This is a genomic window from Novosphingobium sp. BL-S-21 (genome assembly GCF_055521655.1).
In genome coordinates this window covers 741077-756201 of record NZ_CM145496.1, presented here as the reverse complement: position 1 = coordinate 756201, position 15125 = coordinate 741077, and the positions used below count along the sequence as shown (strand labels likewise).

Sequence of the window (15125 nt, the reverse complement as noted above, 5' to 3'; positions counted from 1 at the left end):
TGATCGGTCAAATGGGCGGTTGGCTGGGCGGGGCTTCGGCGGTGCCGGCTGCCTCGTCTGGTTTTTCGCTCCCCCCGGAACTGCTCCCTGCTGAACTGTTCTCTCCTGAACCATTCCAGCTCACGCGTTGCAAGGCTTCCTCCAGCGAAATGCGGAGCACCGGCGTGCCGGCCGGGAAGGCGCTGAGCAGCCGCGAGGGGAATGCCGAAGACAATACCACGAAGTGCCCGCGGTCGCCGCGGCTGCGGATGAGCCGGCCGAAAGCCTGGGCCAGCTTGGCGCGGATCAGGCTGTCGTCATAGGAGGAGCCGCCGCCGGCCAGCCGGCGCGCGCGGTGCAGGATGGTCGGGCGCGGCCAGGGAACCTGTTCCATGATGACCAGTCGCAGCGATTCTCCGGGAACGTCCACTCCGTCGCGCAGGGCATCGGTGCCCAGCAGCGAAGCGGCCGGATCGTCGCGGAAGATGTCGACCAGGGTGCCGGTGTCGATCGGATCGACGTGCTGCGCATAGAGCGGCAGGCCCGCGCGGGCGAGTCGATCGGCGATGCGGCCGTAGACAGCGCGCAGGCGCCGGATCGCCGTGAACAATCCGAGCACGCCGCCGCCCGCCGATTCGATCAGCCGCGCATAGGCCCCGGCCAGCGCCGGAATATCGCCGCGCGGGATATCGTTGACGATCAGCACTTCGGCCTGTGCGGCATAGTCGAACGGGCTGAGATGCTCCGAAAGCCGGGGCGCCACTTCGATATGGGCGGCGCCGGAACGGGCGATGGCCTTGTCCCAGCTCTCGCCGTCGCGCAGCGTCGCCGAAGTCATGACGACGCCGTGGGCCGGTTCCAGCACGACGCTGGCGAAGGGCTTCATCGGGTCCAGCCAATGGCGATGAATGCCGACGTCGTATTCGCGCGCCTCGGAACGATCGAGGGCGAGCCAATCGACGAATTCGGGATCGGCGGGTCCATTGAGGCGGCCCAGCATGGATTCCCAGGCGAGCAACAAGTCGACGCGCCAGGACAGGGACTGGCGCGCGCCTTCGATCCGGGCGCGGCCCTGGCCGTCCAGCCAGTCAGGTCCGTCCTCCAGCAGGGCTTCAAGGCGCAGCCCTAACCGGACGAGGGGCTGGCGCAGTTCGCCGAGCGCCTCGCGCGCTGCCTCGGTCACTTCCGCGAAGGCGCCCTCCAGCCCCGCCGCTTCGGTTTCGAGGCCGTAGCCGGCCTCCTGTCCGCCGCTTTCGTCGCGCGCGTAGACGGTGGCGCGTACCGCCGCGAGCAGTTCCTCGATCGGACCGGAAGGCTCACCTTCGGTCAGGCGCTGCATCCAGCCGTCGCCGGGAAGCGCTTCGGCGGCGGCGCGCGCGGCCTCGATCGCCTTGGCGCCGGCTTCATCGTAGCTGGCGACATCGGCGAGACGGGCGGAGAGGCCGCGCCGTCTGCCGCGCGAGGCTTTCTCGGGACCGATCACCCAGCGGCGCAGTTCGATGGCTTCGCTGCCGGTGAGGGCTGCCGCGAAAGTCGAGTCGGCGGCGTCGAAGACGTGATGGCCTTCGTCGAAGACGATGCGCGTGGGACGCGCGGCGTGATCGCGCCCGCGTGCGGCGTTGATCATGACCAGCGCGTGGTTGCCGATCACCAGGTCCGCCCCGGCGCTGGCGCGCGCGGCGCGCTCGATGAAGCATTTGCGATAATGCGGGCAGCCCGCATAGACGCATTCCCCGCGGCGGTCGGTGAGCGCGGTGATGCCGCGTTGGCGGAACAGCGTGCCGAGCCAGCCCGGCAGGTCGCCGCCGATCATGTCGCCGTCCTGGGTATAGGCGGCCCAGCGCGCCACGAGCTGCGCGAGAATCGCCGCGCGGCCGGCGAAACCGCCTTGCAGCGCATCTTCCAGATTGAGCAGGCAGAGGTAGTTCTCGCGCCCCTTGCGCACGACGACGGGCCGCGAGCCGTCCGCGCGCCGGTCCGGCCAGGCGCGGCGGCTTTCCTTGCGAAGTTGGCGCTGCAGGGCCTTGGTGTAAGTGGAAACCCAAGTGGTGCCGCCCGACAAGCCGCTCCAGAGCGAAGCCGGCGCGAGATAGCCGAGCGTCTTGCCGATGCCGGTTCCGGCCTGGGCCAGGAGGACGTGCGGCCGGCCCGAGGACTGGCGCGGGGCGAAGGCGGCGGCGGCCTCGGCAGCATAGGCCTGCTGGGTCGGTCTCTGCTCCGCGTCGCTGCCGGTCAGCTCCGCAAGGCGTTGCAGCACTTCGCCGCGTTCCAGCGTGACTTGCCGGGGCTGGGGCAGTTCCGGGCTCTCCTCCCATTCGGGCAGGCGCGTGAAGAGCCAGCGTTCGGCGCGCTCGGGCCGGGCGACACGCGGGTTGAGCAGGGTAGCCCAGGGCCAGCGCATGCGGGTGAGCGATTGCAGTGCGGTCCAGGCGCCTTCGCGCTCGGGCCAGTGGGGACTCTCGCAAATGTCGAGCAGGGCGCCGGCCGCTTCCTGAAGCAGGCGCGGCACGTCGGCATCGTCCTTCGGTTCTGCGAGGCCAAGCGCATGGGCAAGGCCCTTGGGCGTCGGCACCACGAACCGGGCCGGGTGCATGAAGGCGTAGAGTTCCAGCAGGTCGAGCCCCGAGAGATCGGGATAGCCGAGACGCGTGGCGATGAGCGGAGCGTTGAGAATCAGCAGCGGCGTGTCCGCCGCCGACATGACCGCCTCGCCCTTGGAAACGGGACGCGTTCTGCCGGCTCCGTCGCGCATCCAGGAACCGCCATGGCTGGCGTGAAGGGCGGGGAGGGGCAGGGCGGCCATGGTGATCGTCTTAGGCAAGGCGCGGACAAAAGGGAAACCTCTGAACCTGCCCCGCGGTCGAAAACCCGGCGCTCCGGCAGGAAAATACATCAAGATACATTTTAGCGTCTTGCGAAGATCGATTTAAGATATATCTTGTGGCCATCATGAGAAACAAGAGAGATGAAATGAGAAACATCAACAACCCTTACGGACATGGCGGCTTCGGCCGTGATCGCGGCATGCGCGATGGCATGGAACACGACATGGAGCGGGGCGGCGGCCGATGCGGCCATCGCGCTCATCGCGGTCATCGCCATGAAGAACACGGCATGCGCGGGCGCGGCGGCTTCGGCATGGCCCGCGGACCGTTCGGCCGCGATGGCGACGGGTTCGAAGACGGCTTCCCCGGTGGCCGAGGACGGGGTCGTGGTGGCCGCGGGGAAGGCTTCGGGGGCGGCTTCGGCGGCGGTTTTGGTGGCGGCTTCGGAGGTCGCCCCGGTGGCGGTCGCCGCAAGCGGCTGTTCGATCAGGCCGAACTCCAGGTGCTCCTGCTTGCGCTGATCGCCGAGGCGCCGCGCCACGGTTACGACTTGATCCGCGAGATCGAGACGCTGTCCGGCGGCGACTATGCGCCGAGCCCGGGTGTCGTCTATCCGGCGCTGACGTACATGGAGGAATCGGGGCTGATCGCTCCGACTGCCGAGGAAGGTTCGCGCAAGTCCTATGAAGCGACCGAGCAGGGCCGGACCCAGGCCGATGCCGATGCCGAAAAGGCCGCTGCGCTGAAGCTGCGTCTCTCGGCGCTGGCCGAAGCACGCGAGAAGGTCGATCCTGCCCCGGTCCGCCGCGCGATGCATGCGCTGAAGATCGCCATGTTCGACCGTCTCTCCAAGGACGGCGCCAATCGCGAGGTGATCCTGCAGATCGCCGATGCCCTCGACGAGGCGACCCGCAAGATCGAAAGGATCGAAGGTTGAGCACGATCGCAGCCCGCGTGCCCACGGAGAATGGCGGCAAGTACGTCCGCCAGCTCTGCAAGCACTGGAGCCACAAGCTCCAGACCGAAGTCGAAGGCGATACCGGCACGGTGACCTTCCCCACGGCCGTTGCCACCATGGCGGCCGACGGGGAGGGTATCTCCATCGCCATCACCGGCGAAAACCGCAGCGATGTCGAGGGTTTGACCGACGTGGTCGCCCGCCACATCGATCGTTTCGCCTTCCGCGAGGCGCCGCTGGCCTACGATTGGCAGTGGCGGGAAGATTGAACTCCACACCGCATCCCGGGGGCGATCCGGGGCTGCTGGTCCGGGCGCGCTTTGCCCTTCGCAAGGCGCCTCCAGGCCGATAGCGGCTGCCGATCGAGTCCGGGGCGCGGCAATTTCACAGGCCGTGCTTGCGCCTTCGCCCTTGCGAAATGCGCGCTTTTCGCCAAAGAGCGCTGCATGACTGAACAAGCCCTGATCGAAGCCGCACGCGTATCCAAGGCCTGGCCCTTCCAGGAGGCCCAGAAGCTGCTGAAGCGTTTTCCTCAGGGCAAACCCGGCGGCGCGCCCGTGCTGTTCGAGACTGGCTACGGTCCTTCGGGCCTGCCGCATATCGGCACGTTCCAGGAAGTTCTGCGCACCACCCTCGTGCGCCGTGCCTACGAAGCGCTGACGGGCGGCGCGCCCACGCGCCTTGTCGCCTTTTCGGACGACATGGACGGGCTGCGCAAGGTGCCGGACAATATCCCCAACGCCGAAGTGCTCGCCGCCAATCTCGGCAAGCCGCTCAGCCGCATTCCCGATCCTTTCGGCCATGAAGGCGAGCAGGGGCATGAGAGTTTTGCGCATCATAACAATGCGATGCTGCGCGATTTCCTCGACCGTTTCGGTTTCGACTACGAATTCGTCTCGGCCAGCGATCGCTACAATTCCGGTGCCTTCGATTCCGCGCTGACGCGGGTGCTGGAGTGCAACCAGGCCATCCTCGACGTCATGCTCCCCACCTTGCGCGAGGAGCGTCGCAAGACCTATTCGCCGGTGCTGCCGGTTTCGCCCACCAGCGGCGTCGTGCTGCAGGTGCCGGTCGAAGTGCTCGATCCCGCCACCGGCCTGATCCGTTTCACGGACGAGGACGGCACCGTGGTCGAACAGTCGGCCTTCGGCGGCAAGGCCAAGCTCCAGTGGAAGGTCGACTGGGCGATGCGCTGGTATGCGCTGGGCGTCGATTACGAAATGTGCGGCAAGGACCTGACCGACTCGGTCACCCAGTCCGGCAAGATCGTGCAGGTTCTGGGCGGCCGCAAGCCGGAAGGGCTGATCTACGAACTGTTCCTCGATGAGAATGGCGAGAAGATCTCGAAGTCCAAGGGCAACGGCCTGACCATCGAGCAGTGGCTGACGTACGGCACCGAGGAGTCCTTGGGGTTCTACCTGTTCCGCGAACCGAAGAGCGCCAAGCAGCTTCATGTCGGCGTGATCCCCAAGGCTGTGGACGAGTATTGGCAGTTCCGTGGCAATCTGGCCGGACAGGCGCTCGACAAGCAATTGGGCAATCCGGTCTGGCACCTGCTGCGCACGGCGGGCGGCAACCAGGGCGAAGCCACGGAAGGCGCGGGCGATACCGTGCCGGTGACGTTCTCGCTGCTGCTCAACCTGGTGGGCGTGCTGGGTGCCGATGCGACGGCCGACCAGGTCTGGTCCTACCTCGGTAACTATGTGGCCGACGCCACGCCCGAGGCGCACCCGGAACTCGGCGAGATGGTGCGGGCCGCGCTTGCCACCAACCGCGATTTCATTGCGCCCACCCTCCAGCGCCGCGCGCCCACCGCCAATGAGGCGGAAGCGCTCGCCGTGCTCGACGCCGAACTGGAAAAGGCCGGCCCCGAAGCCACGGCAGAAACGCTGCAGAACGTGGTCTACGAGATCGGCAAGAACGAGGCCTATCAGTTCGAAAGCCTGCGGGACTGGTTCAAGGCGCTTTACGAAACGCTTCTCGGTTCCTCGCAGGGCCCGCGCATGGGCAGCTTCATTGCGCTCTACGGCGTGCCGGAAACGCGCAAGCTGATCGCCGAGGCTCTTTCCGCGGCGGGCTGACGTCAGGGATCGAGGCGGCGATGCACAAGGATCCGCGAACGCCCGAGGAACTTGCCGAAGAGTTGCTCGGGCGCAATTTCGCGGAACTGGGAGGCGAGGAGCAGCGCGTGCTCTGCCGCATCGCCTCGGGTACGGTGATCGGGCTGGATGCCGACGAACTGGCCGCGACCCATGCCACCCGCGCGGACCGTCTGGCCGATCGGGTGGCGGCGGTGGGTGGCAGCTGGGGCTTCATCATGGCTTTTGCCGTGGTGCTGCTTGGCTGGATGCTGCTCAACAGCACGATCCTCCAGGCGCTGGGTATCAGGCCCTTCGACGGCTATCCCTATATCTTCCTGAACCTGATGCTCTCGATGCTGGCCGCGATACAGGCGCCGGTAATCATGATGAGCCAGAACCGCCAGGCCGACAAGGATCGCATCACGGCGCGCCACGATTACGAGGTGAACCTCCGCACGCAGTTGGAGATCATCCGGTTGCACCGCCGTTTCGACCGGTTCGCCGAGTATTTCGAAGCGCGTCGCTCTGCCGAAGATGGCAAGGAATGCCAGGCGCCGAGCGGCAGTCAGTCCCAAGCCGACGGCGGCCATACCTGCGGATAGTCTTTCGAACGCCAGCCTCGCAGTCTCTCGCTGTGTCGGTCGGTACCAGTCGCGCGGGAGACAGTCGCGAAAGCGGCTGACACCTCCCTGCCAATGCCGATCGGCAACAGAGAAGTTAGCCTTGGACCTCAGCGCCAATGGCGCGCCCGGAACCACTTCGTCACGACATATTTGACCCCGCTCACCACCGGGCGCGCCGCGTGCATCGTCAGCGGGTTGGGTGTGCCGTCCGGAAGCGCATTGTTCCAGATCAGCAGCGATCCCGCGGCAGGCGCGACCTTCAGGTCGAGATGGACGAAATCCGTCGTTCCGCCTTCGTCCACTGCGTTCAGGTAGACCATCGCCGTCCAGCTGCGCTGGCCGCCGTTGCGGCTTTCGTGCCCCCAGTAGGGGGCATCGGTGTCGAACCAGTCCCAGTGATCGTGGTAGAATTCGCCCCGGTGGTAGCGCTGGCCCTGGGTGGACTCGCCGTGGCCGGGATCGATTCCGGTCAGCTTGCAGAGCCGGGCATCGAGCGAGCGGACGATCCGGTCGCGGGGGTTGATGTCGCCCGAGAAGCTGGTGCGGTAGCCGTCCCAGTCGTCCTCGTCGACGAGGCGCGAAGGGCAGGCGACGCCATCGATCAGGCCGATGACATGGCGGCAATGCGCCTCGCTGAGGAATTCGGCGGCCCTGTAGATTTCCGCACCTTCCACGGGAAAGCGAGAAAAGGCAGTGTTTCCGGCCAGGCGCTCGCGCACGGAGATGCCGATCCTGGCCAGGGCGTCGCAGTCAGGATGGGCGGAGTTCGGCATCGTCCGGCGAGAGTACCGGCGCCTTGCCGCGGATCAATCGCACTGCCTTAGGAAACTGTGGCTGACTTGCGAAAAGAGCCCCCGGATCGCGAAATCCGGGGGCTCCATCGTATTACCAGAAGAAGTCGTAGATCACGTCCACCACTTCGCCGGAGTAAGTGTCTACCAGCAGCACGTCGTCATAGTAGCGGACCCAGCGATAGGCACCGTAGACGGGCGGCAGGCGGTACTGCCAGGGATCGTCGAGCCAGTAGTTGTTGCCGTAAAACATCGAACCCAGCGTGAAGCCGATGCTCAGGCGGCGATAGGCGTAGCCGCGATAGGGCGCGTAGTAGCCGCCGATATGGTAGACCGAGCGGTTGCGGTCACGATAGCGCTGCCAGTCGTAGCGGTTATCGCGGCGCCAGTCGTTGCGGTCCCAGCGGCGGTTGTCGTTACCGGACCAGCGACGATCGTCGTCGCGGCGATCCCGGCCCCAGGCGTTTCGGTCCGGGCGATTGTCGTTGTTGTTCCAGCGGCGGTCGTTGTCGCGGCGGTCCTTGCCCCAGGCATTGCGGTCGGGCCGGTTGTCGTTGCGGTTGTCGTTGTTCCAGCCGGGACGGCCGTCGGGACGGTTCTCGCCCGGCCGAACGTCCGGACGATCCGGGCGACTTCCGCCATTCCAGCGACGGTCGTCGTTGCGGGACGACCCACGCAGGTTATCCGGCGTAGCGCCGTTGTTCCAGCGAACGTCGGAAGTCCAGCTCGGATTGCCGCGCACGACACCGCGATCGGGCCGCTGCGACTGGCCCGCCTGCTGGGGCGGACGGGCATCGTTACCGGGGCGACCACCCTGCGGCGCCTGTTGGGGCTGCTGACGCTGCTCACCGCCGCGCCAGGCCGAAGGGCGCTGGGCTGCCTGCGGACGCGGCATTTCCGGTCGAGCCTGCTGGGGTTGCTGACGGGCCTGTTGCGGCTGAGGCGCAGGGCGATAGGCGCCCCCGTTGCCGCCCTGGCGTTCTCCGCCGCTGCGGCCTTCGCTGCGGGCGCGCTCCTGCCGGGGTTCCGCCATGGCGGCGGCCGGAAGGGTGAGCGCGACGGCAGCGACTGCCATGGCGCCGAATGCGCCGGCCGAGAGAAGCCTTCTCGCCTTCAGTGTATGTTCCTTCTTCATTTTCCGGTCTCCAAAACCGGATTTGCCGCCCGGCGATGACGGTTCATCCTAATGCATACCCCTAGGGGAAATGCACTGTCGGAATGGTGAACCGGGATGTGGCTATTTGTTCATGTTCGATCGCGCTGAAATGAACAAAGCCGCCGACCGGCTTTCCCGGACGGCGGCTTTGGATCTTTCAGCCTTGCGCCATGAACCGGCGCGTCGGCTTCGAGCCTCTGCGGGTCAGCGCGTCAGCTTCTTGTAGGCCAGACGGGTCGGACGGTCGGCCGCATCGCCCAGGCGGCGGCGCTTGTCTTCTTCGTAGGCCTCGAAGTTGCCTTCGAACCATTCGACGTGGCTGTCGCCCTCGAAGGCCAGGATGTGCGTGGCCAGACGGTCGAGGAAGAAGCGGTCGTGGCTGATGACCACGGCGCAACCGGCGAAGTTCTCGATCGCTTCTTCAAGCGCACCCAGCGTTTCGACGTCAAGGTCGTTGGTCGGTTCGTCGAGCAGGAGTACGTTGCCGCCCAGCTTCAGCATCTTGGCCATGTGGACGCGGTTGCGTTCACCGCCCGAGAGCTTGCCGACGTTCTTCTGCTGGTCGGCGCCCTTGAAGTTGAACGCGCCGACATAGGCGCGGGTCGACATCTCGTGCTTGTTGACGGTCATGTAGTCATGACCCTCGGAGATTTCTTCCCAGACGTTCTTCTTCGGATCGAGGTGGTCGCGGCTCTGGTCCACGAAGCCGAGATGCACGGTCGAGCCGATCTCGATCGAACCCTCGTCCGGCGTTTCCTTGCCGGTGAGCAGCTTGAACAGCGTCGATTTGCCGGCGCCGTTCGGGCCGATCACGCCGACGATGCCACCCGGCGGCAGGATGAACGAGAGGTTCTCGAACAGCAGCTTGTCGCCGTAAGCCTTCGAGATGTCCTTGACCTCGATGACCTTGCCACCGAGGCGCTCAGGCACCTGGATGACGATCTGGGCCTTGCCGGGCTTGCGGCCGGCCTGGGCATCCTGGAGCTGTTCGAACTTGCGGATACGCGCCTTCGACTTGGTCTGGCGGGCGGCGGGGGTCTGCCGCATCCACTCCAGCTCGTCCTTGAGCGCCTTCTGGCGGCCGGATTCCTCGCGGTCCTCCTGCTCCATGCGCTTGGCCTTCTTCTCCAGGTAAGTGGAGTAGTTGCCTTCGTAGGGGAAGTACTTCCCGCGGTCGAGTTCGAGGATCCAGTCCACCACGTGGTCGAGGAAGTAGCGATCGTGGGTGATCATCAACACCGCGCCCGCGTATTCCTTGAGGTGGTTTTCCAGCCATTCGACGGATTCGGCGTCGAGGTGGTTGGTCGGTTCGTCGAGCAGCAGGATCGACGGCTTCTGGATCAGCAGGCGGGTGAGGGCCACACGGCGCTTTTCACCGCCCGAGAGCTTGTCCACCGGCCAGTCGCCCGGCGGGCAGCGCAGCGCTTCCATCGCGATTTCGAGCTGGTTGTCGAGCGTCCAGCCATCGACTGCGTCGATCTTGTCCTGCAGTTCGCTCATCTCGGCGCCGAGCGCTTCGAAATCGGCGTCTTCCTCGCCCATTTCCATGCCGATCTGGTTGAAGCGGTCAACCATGTCGGCGGTCGCGCGCGCGCCGTCCTTGACGTTCTCCAGGACGGTCTTGGTCGGGTCGAGTTCCGGTTCCTGCTCCAGATAGCCGACGGTGATGTTCTCACCGGCCCAGGCTTCACCCGTGTAGTCGGTGTCGATGCCGGCCATGATCTTGATCAGGGTCGACTTGCCCGCGCCGTTCGGACCGACGATGCCGATCTTGGCACCCTGGTAGAATTGCAGGTTGATGTCGGACAGCACCGGCTTCGGAGCGCCGGTGAAGGTCTTGGTCATGCCCTTCATGACGAAGGCGTATTGGGCAGCCATCGGTTTCCTCTGGAAATAGGATCTGGATCGGATAGATTTGCGGCCCGCTCTACAGGCGCGCGGGCCTGTTGCCAAGGGCAGCGGCCCCGGCGCCCCTGGCAGTCGCCATTGGCAGTGCCAGGCGCGTGACGCAGCGGGTTACATGTGAGAACAAGATTGTGCCGCGACGGCGAAGTTTCAAGCCGTCATAAAACGGCGGCCCGCCCTGTCGCGCCCGCATCGGGCCTCGACTGCTCCGCCGCGGCCGGAACCTCATCAGGCAATCGGGATGGACCGGTTGGCAGGAGCGGCAGGGCGCGTTACGCATCTGTCATGCAACGCAGATTCTCCCGCGCGGCGCTTCTCGCCGTCTCTCCGCTCCTCGTCGCCGCTCCGCTGCTGACGTGCCCCGCACAAGCCACCCCCACCGAGGGTTCGGGCGTCGCCTGGGAGATCGTGGAGGGCCTGACCACCGAGATCGGTCCCCGCCTCGCCGGGTCGCCGCAGGAGGGACAGGCGCGCGCCTGGGCCGAAGCCAGGCTGAACGCGCTGGGCTTCCAGAACGTCAAGGTGGAACCGTTCAAGACCCTCGCCTGGACGCGCGGCGAAGAGCACGCGAAACTCACAGCGCCTTATGCGCAGCCGCTGGCCATTGCCGCGCTGGGCATGTCGACGCCCACGCCGGCCAAGGGCCTCCAGGCCGAACTCGTCTATTTCCCGACGCTCGACGCGCTGCGCGCGGCGCCGGACGGCTCGCTGAAGGGCAAGGTGGCCTTCGTGGACCATGCGATGCGGCCGGCGCAGGACGGCTCGGGATACGGCCCCTATGGCGACGTGCGCCGCCGGGGACCGTCTATCGCATCGCAGAAAGGCGCTGCTGCCATCGTCATCCGATCGGCCGGTACGGACAACCATCGCAATCCGCACACGGGCGTCACCGTGTTTGCCAAGGGTGTGACCGGCATTCCGGCTGGCGCCGTCTCCAATCCCGATGCGGACCTGATCGCGCGCATCGCCGGGCGCGGCAAGCCGATGAAGATAGATCTGACCCTGCTCGGCAAACCGTTCCCGGATGCTCCCTCGGGCAACGTGATCGCCGACCTTCCGGGCAGCGACCCCTCGCTGCCCAAGATCGTGCTCGCCTGCCATCTCGATTCCTGGGACCTGGCGACCGGCGCCATCGATGACGCCTCGGGCTGCGGCATCGTCACGGCCGCGGCACTGGCCGCGCAGAAGGAGGGCAAGACCCTGCGCACGATCCGCGTGCTCTGGGCCGGAAACGAGGAAATGGGCGTCACCGGAGGCGGCAGCAAGGCCTATGCCGAGATGCATGGGGACGAGCCCCATGCCGTGGCGATGGAAAGCGATTTCGGGGCGGACAAGGTCTGGCAGTTCCGCCTGACGCTCGCCGAGAGCAACCAGGCGATGGCGGAACGGATCAAGGCGGCGCTCTGGCCGATGGGCATCGTCTATCACGAAGGCGCGGCCACGGGCGGCGCCGATGTCTCGGGCATCATCGCCAAGCAGGAGCTGGCCGTCGTCGATCTTGGGCAGGACGGCATGCACTATTTCGACTTGCATCACACGCCGGACGATACGCTGGACAAGGTCGATCCGGCGGCTCTTCAGCAGAACGTGGATGCCTGGACGGCCGTGCTGAAAGTGATCGCCAACGAGCCCGGCGCGATCGCGCGGGTGCCAGGTTCGAAGGGCGAAGGCTGACGGTTCGGCGAGGCGACGATCATCGTCGCCTCGCTATCGACCAGGCTGATCTCGTCCCGGCCTCGTTGCCCTCGCCAAGGCAAGGATCCCGTTTCTTTCCGACAGCTGGCGCGGCCTCCGATTTGGCGCATGCACCGCCGCTTTCCTACCTCATGCCGCCGATCTGCCTTGCGATCTCCACCAGCCGCCGTGCCTGCTCCAGATGCAGCAGTTCGGTCATCTTGCCCTCGACGCGGATAGCGCCCTTGCCCTGGTTTTCCGGCAGGGCGAACGCCTCGATCACGCCCCGCGCCCAGTCCAGGTCGGCTTCGCTCGGAGAAAACACCGTGTTGCAGGGGTCGATCTGGGCGGGGTGGATCAGGCTCTTGCCGTCGAAGCCGAACATCAGGCCCTGCCGCGCCTCGGCCTCGAACATGTCGAGGTCGCGAAACTCGTTGCAGACGCCGTCCAGGATCGACAGGCCATGGCTGCGCGCGGCGGCGACGGCCATGGCCAGGAACGGCAGGAACGGCGTGCGACACGGCGTGAGCTGCGCGCGCATTTCCTTGGCGAGATCGTTGGTGCCCATGATCCACAAGGAGAGCCGGGTGCTCCGGGCCATGGCGGCCATTGCGGGAAGGTTGCCGACGCTCTCGCAGGTCTCGATCATCGTCCAGAGCTGCATCTGCGGCGCCGCGCCGGACAGGGCGGCGTGATAGCGTGCAATGTGCTCGGGCGAATCCACCTTGGGCACGAGTACGGCGTCGGCCTGCGAAGCGGCGATAGCGGCCAGGTCCGCGGCGCCCCACTCGGTGTCGATGCCGTTCGCGCGAATGGCGACCTCGCGCTGTCCGAAACCGCCTTCCGCGACGGCGGCAATGGCGGCGGCGCGAGCGGCCTCCTTCGCTTCCGGCGCGACGGCGTCCTCAAGGTCCAGCACGACCATGTCGCAGGGCAGGGTGCGCGCCTTGGCGATGGCCTTGGCGTTCGAGGCGGGCAGATAGAGGGCGCTGCGCCGGGGACGCTCCGCGCCGTGGCGTGTGCCAGTATCAGAGGAAGAGACGGTCATCGGGCAGGGCTCCTCGCAGTTGGCGGAGGCATTGCGGAGCCGGGCAGGGAGGTCAAGGCTCACGGTGCTTGACGTCGGTCGAGACCCCCGCAGCGATGGAGGCGCCCGGGAAAAAATTCACCTTGAATGTTGCTACAGGGCTGACGGGTAGTGCAAACGTTTGAAAGTTCGTGTAGCAGCGCGCCGTCGTATTCGATCGTTCCTCCTCCTCCACGATCGAAGAACGCGCGGGCCGGAACTTTTCGGCTCACGCTGCGATAGCCCTTTACGGGTCGCACAGCCGTCCCGCGACCGCTTCACGAAGAAGCGGCGCGGGACGGTTTTTTAATGGGGGCCCGTTGCGGAAAGCCCCGGCCTCACAAAGTCAGCGGCGCTTCCAGCACTTGCTCCAGAATGCGCTCGCTTTCCTGCCAGAGTTTTTCCGCTTCGAAATCGTCCAGCGCCTGAGGGGCCGGCGTTTCCTCGGCAAGATCGTGGAAGTAGTGGCCGCCCTTGCCGCCCAGATCGGGATCGGTTGCCAGCCAGACGATCGTGCGGGCCGGCTGTTCCGGCGCGGCGCATTCGTTAGCGGCCATGTAGGCCTGCATGGCCTCGTCCCCGTGGCTGGCGAAGTTGGAGCCGACCCGGCCCGGATGCATGGCAAGGGCGACGATTCCCTTGTCGATCAGCCGGCTGTGCAGCGCCCGCGCATGAAGCAGGTTGGCGAGCTTGGCCTGGCAATAGGCCGTGCCGGGCTCGAAGGCGGCCTTCATCATGAGGTCGTACCAGCGCATGCCGGCGCAGGCCCGGTGGCCGCTGGAGGAGACGGCGATTATCCGCACTTGTCCCGGCGGGGCATCGCCGGCGGCGCGCTCGAGCAAGGGTTGAAGTTCCCGCGTGAGCAGGAACGGTGCCAGGTGGTTGGCCGCAAAGGTCGCCTCCAGTCCTTCCGAAGTCGCGTGATATCCGTCGCGGACACCGCCCGCATTGTTGACGAGCACGTCGACCCGGTCAGTGAGCGCGCGGATTTCTCCGGCCACGCGGCGGACCTCATGCATTTCCGAAAAGTCGCCGCGCAGCATGTCGACGCGGGCGCTTTCTGAGCCTGCCGCCCGAATTTCGGCCTCCGCGTCCTCACTGCGCTTGCGGTCGCGGCCCGTGCCGATGACGTGCCAGCCCATGCGGGCGAAAGCCGCGGCGCTGGCCCGGCCGATCCCGGAACTCGCCCCGGTGACGACGACGCATCGCCGGCGGACCTCGGGCTGATCGTCTTTCTGCGGCATCGTTCTGTTCTCCCTGATGAAATCCGGTTCGGCGCGGCGCTCTCAGCGTGGGAGAGCGCCCTTGAGGAACAGCCTCACGGCGAAGCGAACCCTTCGGTCCACATCCTGCGCCGGAAGCTCGTTCCCCGAAATCAGGAAACGTACGGGGGCGCTGACCACCATGCTCATGAACACCGTGGACGAAAGCATCGCGTCCTCGATGGCCAGGCGTCCGGCGCGGGTCTCTTCGTCCAGGATATCCGCTAGAAACCGCACGGTGGGGAGGGCGGCGATCTCGTAATAGGTCTGGAAGATGTCCGGAAAGCGGTAGGCCTCGGTATTGATGAGGCGCTGGAGTTTCACGCCCTCCGGCGACCCTGCGAGCTGGATGCGCAGCATGGCTATCCCCACGAGCGTCTCTTCCAGGGTATCTGCGCGGGTCGCCGCGATGGTTTCGGCACTGGCGGCGCGGCGTTCGGTCCCCCGCTGGATGGCGGCGCGGAACAGGGAGGCCTTGTCCGGATAGCGGGCATAGACGGTGCGTTTCGTCATGCTGACTTCGGCGGCCAGTGCCTCGATCGTCGTCGGCTCGAACCCTTTGTCGAGAAAATGGTCGAAGGCGCAGTCGAGCAGCTGCGCATGACGCGCCTGGGCCTGTTCGCGGGTGGGCCGACCGGCGCGGACGGGCGAGGGCGGGGCGTCGGTGGCAGCGATGCGCTTGGGTTGGATCGTCTCGGGCATCTGGCCATTCGAGCCGATCGCGCTTGCGCTGCCAAGAGGATCGTGAATAATGATACGCATGAGTTGTCATTAATCGAGTCGCGCGGATCTGTCCACTGGAGGC

General features: G+C 66.3%; 13 protein-coding genes. 5 read left to right on the top strand and 8 right to left on the bottom strand.

What is annotated here, in order from left to right:
- Window positions 1–7: 7 nt before the first annotated feature.
- Together ACZ1J6_RS11940 and ACZ1J6_RS11935 are read right to left on the bottom strand one after the other, a co-directional pair.
- On the bottom strand, window positions 8–2782 hold the full coding sequence (locus ACZ1J6_RS11940) for an ATP-dependent DNA helicase (protein WP_431567436.1): 2775 nt from the start codon (window positions 2780–2782) through the stop codon (window positions 8–10).
- A 101-nt stretch (window positions 2783–2883) separates the two neighbouring features.
- Window positions 2884–3081: a hypothetical protein gene (locus ACZ1J6_RS11935; protein ID WP_431567437.1), complete on the bottom strand. Its 198-nt coding sequence runs from the start codon at window positions 3079–3081 to the stop codon at window positions 2884–2886.
- Between the two features lie 12 nt (window positions 3082–3093).
- Between ACZ1J6_RS11935 and ACZ1J6_RS11930 the strand changes: the two genes are divergently transcribed.
- The 4 genes from ACZ1J6_RS11930 to ACZ1J6_RS11915 all read left to right on the top strand — a co-directional run bounded on the left by ACZ1J6_RS11930 (window position 3094) and on the right by ACZ1J6_RS11915 (window position 6445).
- The gene (locus tag ACZ1J6_RS11930; protein WP_431567438.1) at window positions 3094–3741 is read left to right on the top strand and encodes a PadR family transcriptional regulator; all 648 of its coding nucleotides are present in this window, start codon (window positions 3094–3096) and stop codon (window positions 3739–3741) included.
- Window positions 3738–4031, top strand: coding sequence for a DUF2218 domain-containing protein (locus ACZ1J6_RS11925; RefSeq protein WP_134092975.1), 294 nt, complete (start codon window positions 3738–3740; stop codon window positions 4029–4031). Before ACZ1J6_RS11930 ends, ACZ1J6_RS11925 begins: the two co-directional genes overlap by 4 nt.
- Window positions 4032–4208: 177 nt before the next feature.
- On the top strand, window positions 4209–5843 hold the full coding sequence (locus tag ACZ1J6_RS11920) for a lysine--tRNA ligase (protein ID WP_431567439.1): 1635 nt from the start codon (window positions 4209–4211) through the stop codon (window positions 5841–5843).
- Window positions 5844–5863: 20 nt separating this feature from the next.
- Entirely contained in the window at window positions 5864–6445 is a 582-nt protein-coding gene (locus tag ACZ1J6_RS11915; protein ID WP_134092974.1) for a DUF1003 domain-containing protein, read from the top strand.
- Window positions 6446–6573: 128 nt separating this feature from the next.
- On the opposite strand, the gene ACZ1J6_RS11910 is transcribed toward ACZ1J6_RS11915, so the two are convergent.
- The 3 genes from ACZ1J6_RS11910 to ettA form a co-directional block, all read right to left on the bottom strand.
- The gene (locus tag ACZ1J6_RS11910) at window positions 6574–7239 is read right to left on the bottom strand and encodes a 2OG-Fe(II) oxygenase (protein WP_134092973.1); all 666 of its coding nucleotides are present in this window, start codon (window positions 7237–7239) and stop codon (window positions 6574–6576) included.
- Between the two features lie 112 nt (window positions 7240–7351).
- On the bottom strand, window positions 7352–8392 hold the full coding sequence (locus ACZ1J6_RS11905; protein WP_431567440.1) for an RcnB family protein: 1041 nt from the start codon (window positions 8390–8392) through the stop codon (window positions 7352–7354).
- Between the two features lie 225 nt (window positions 8393–8617).
- Entirely contained in the window at window positions 8618–10291 is a 1674-nt protein-coding gene (gene ettA / locus ACZ1J6_RS11900) for an energy-dependent translational throttle protein EttA (protein WP_132262972.1), read from the bottom strand.
- Between the two features lie 312 nt (window positions 10292–10603).
- Between ettA and ACZ1J6_RS11895 the strand changes: the two genes are divergently transcribed.
- Window positions 10604–11992 (top strand): M28 family peptidase, encoded by a 1389-nt coding sequence (locus ACZ1J6_RS11895; protein ID WP_431567441.1) that lies wholly within the window; start codon window positions 10604–10606, stop codon window positions 11990–11992.
- 145 nt (window positions 11993–12137) lie between these two features.
- Here ACZ1J6_RS11895 and ACZ1J6_RS11890 read toward each other — a convergent pair whose 3' ends face one another.
- The 3 genes from ACZ1J6_RS11890 to ACZ1J6_RS11880 all read right to left on the bottom strand — a co-directional run bounded on the left by ACZ1J6_RS11890 (window position 12138) and on the right by ACZ1J6_RS11880 (window position 15082).
- Window positions 12138–13040 (bottom strand): HpcH/HpaI aldolase/citrate lyase family protein, encoded by a 903-nt coding sequence (locus ACZ1J6_RS11890; protein ID WP_431567442.1) that lies wholly within the window; start codon window positions 13038–13040, stop codon window positions 12138–12140.
- Between the two features lie 356 nt (window positions 13041–13396).
- Complete coding sequence (locus ACZ1J6_RS11885) at window positions 13397–14302, bottom strand: SDR family NAD(P)-dependent oxidoreductase (RefSeq protein ID WP_431567443.1); 906 nt, start codon at window positions 14300–14302, stop codon at window positions 13397–13399.
- 42 nt (window positions 14303–14344) lie between these two features.
- Window positions 14345–15082, bottom strand: coding sequence for a TetR/AcrR family transcriptional regulator (locus ACZ1J6_RS11880; RefSeq protein WP_243654066.1), 738 nt, complete (start codon window positions 15080–15082; stop codon window positions 14345–14347).
- Window positions 15083–15125: the final 43 nt, after the last annotated feature.

Coding starts and splice junctions, on each gene's coding strand:
- ACZ1J6_RS11940 (WP_431567436.1), bottom strand. CDS start 2,782: ATGGCCGCCCTGCCCCTCCCCGCCCTTCACGCCAGCCATGGCGGTTCC.
- ACZ1J6_RS11935 (WP_431567437.1), bottom strand. CDS start 3,081: ATGGCGATGACCGCGATGAGCGCGATGGCCGCATCGGCCGCCGCCCCG.
- ACZ1J6_RS11930 (WP_431567438.1), top strand. CDS start 3,094: ATGCGCGGGCGCGGCGGCTTCGGCATGGCCCGCGGACCGTTCGGCCGC.
- ACZ1J6_RS11920 (WP_431567439.1), top strand. CDS start 4,209: ATGACTGAACAAGCCCTGATCGAAGCCGCACGCGTATCCAAGGCCTGG.
- ACZ1J6_RS11915 (WP_134092974.1), top strand. CDS start 5,864: ATGCACAAGGATCCGCGAACGCCCGAGGAACTTGCCGAAGAGTTGCTC.
- ACZ1J6_RS11910 (WP_134092973.1), bottom strand. CDS start 7,239: ATGCCGAACTCCGCCCATCCTGACTGCGACGCCCTGGCCAGGATCGGC.
- ACZ1J6_RS11905 (WP_431567440.1), bottom strand. CDS start 8,392: ATGAAGAAGGAACATACACTGAAGGCGAGAAGGCTTCTCTCGGCCGGC.
- ettA (WP_132262972.1), bottom strand. CDS start 10,291: ATGGCTGCCCAATACGCCTTCGTCATGAAGGGCATGACCAAGACCTTC.
- ACZ1J6_RS11895 (WP_431567441.1), top strand. CDS start 10,604: ATGCAACGCAGATTCTCCCGCGCGGCGCTTCTCGCCGTCTCTCCGCTC.
- ACZ1J6_RS11890 (WP_431567442.1), bottom strand. CDS start 13,040: ATGACCGTCTCTTCCTCTGATACTGGCACACGCCACGGCGCGGAGCGT.
- ACZ1J6_RS11885 (WP_431567443.1), bottom strand. CDS start 14,302: ATGCCGCAGAAAGACGATCAGCCCGAGGTCCGCCGGCGATGCGTCGTC.
- ACZ1J6_RS11880 (WP_243654066.1), bottom strand. CDS start 15,082: ATGCGTATCATTATTCACGATCCTCTTGGCAGCGCAAGCGCGATCGGC.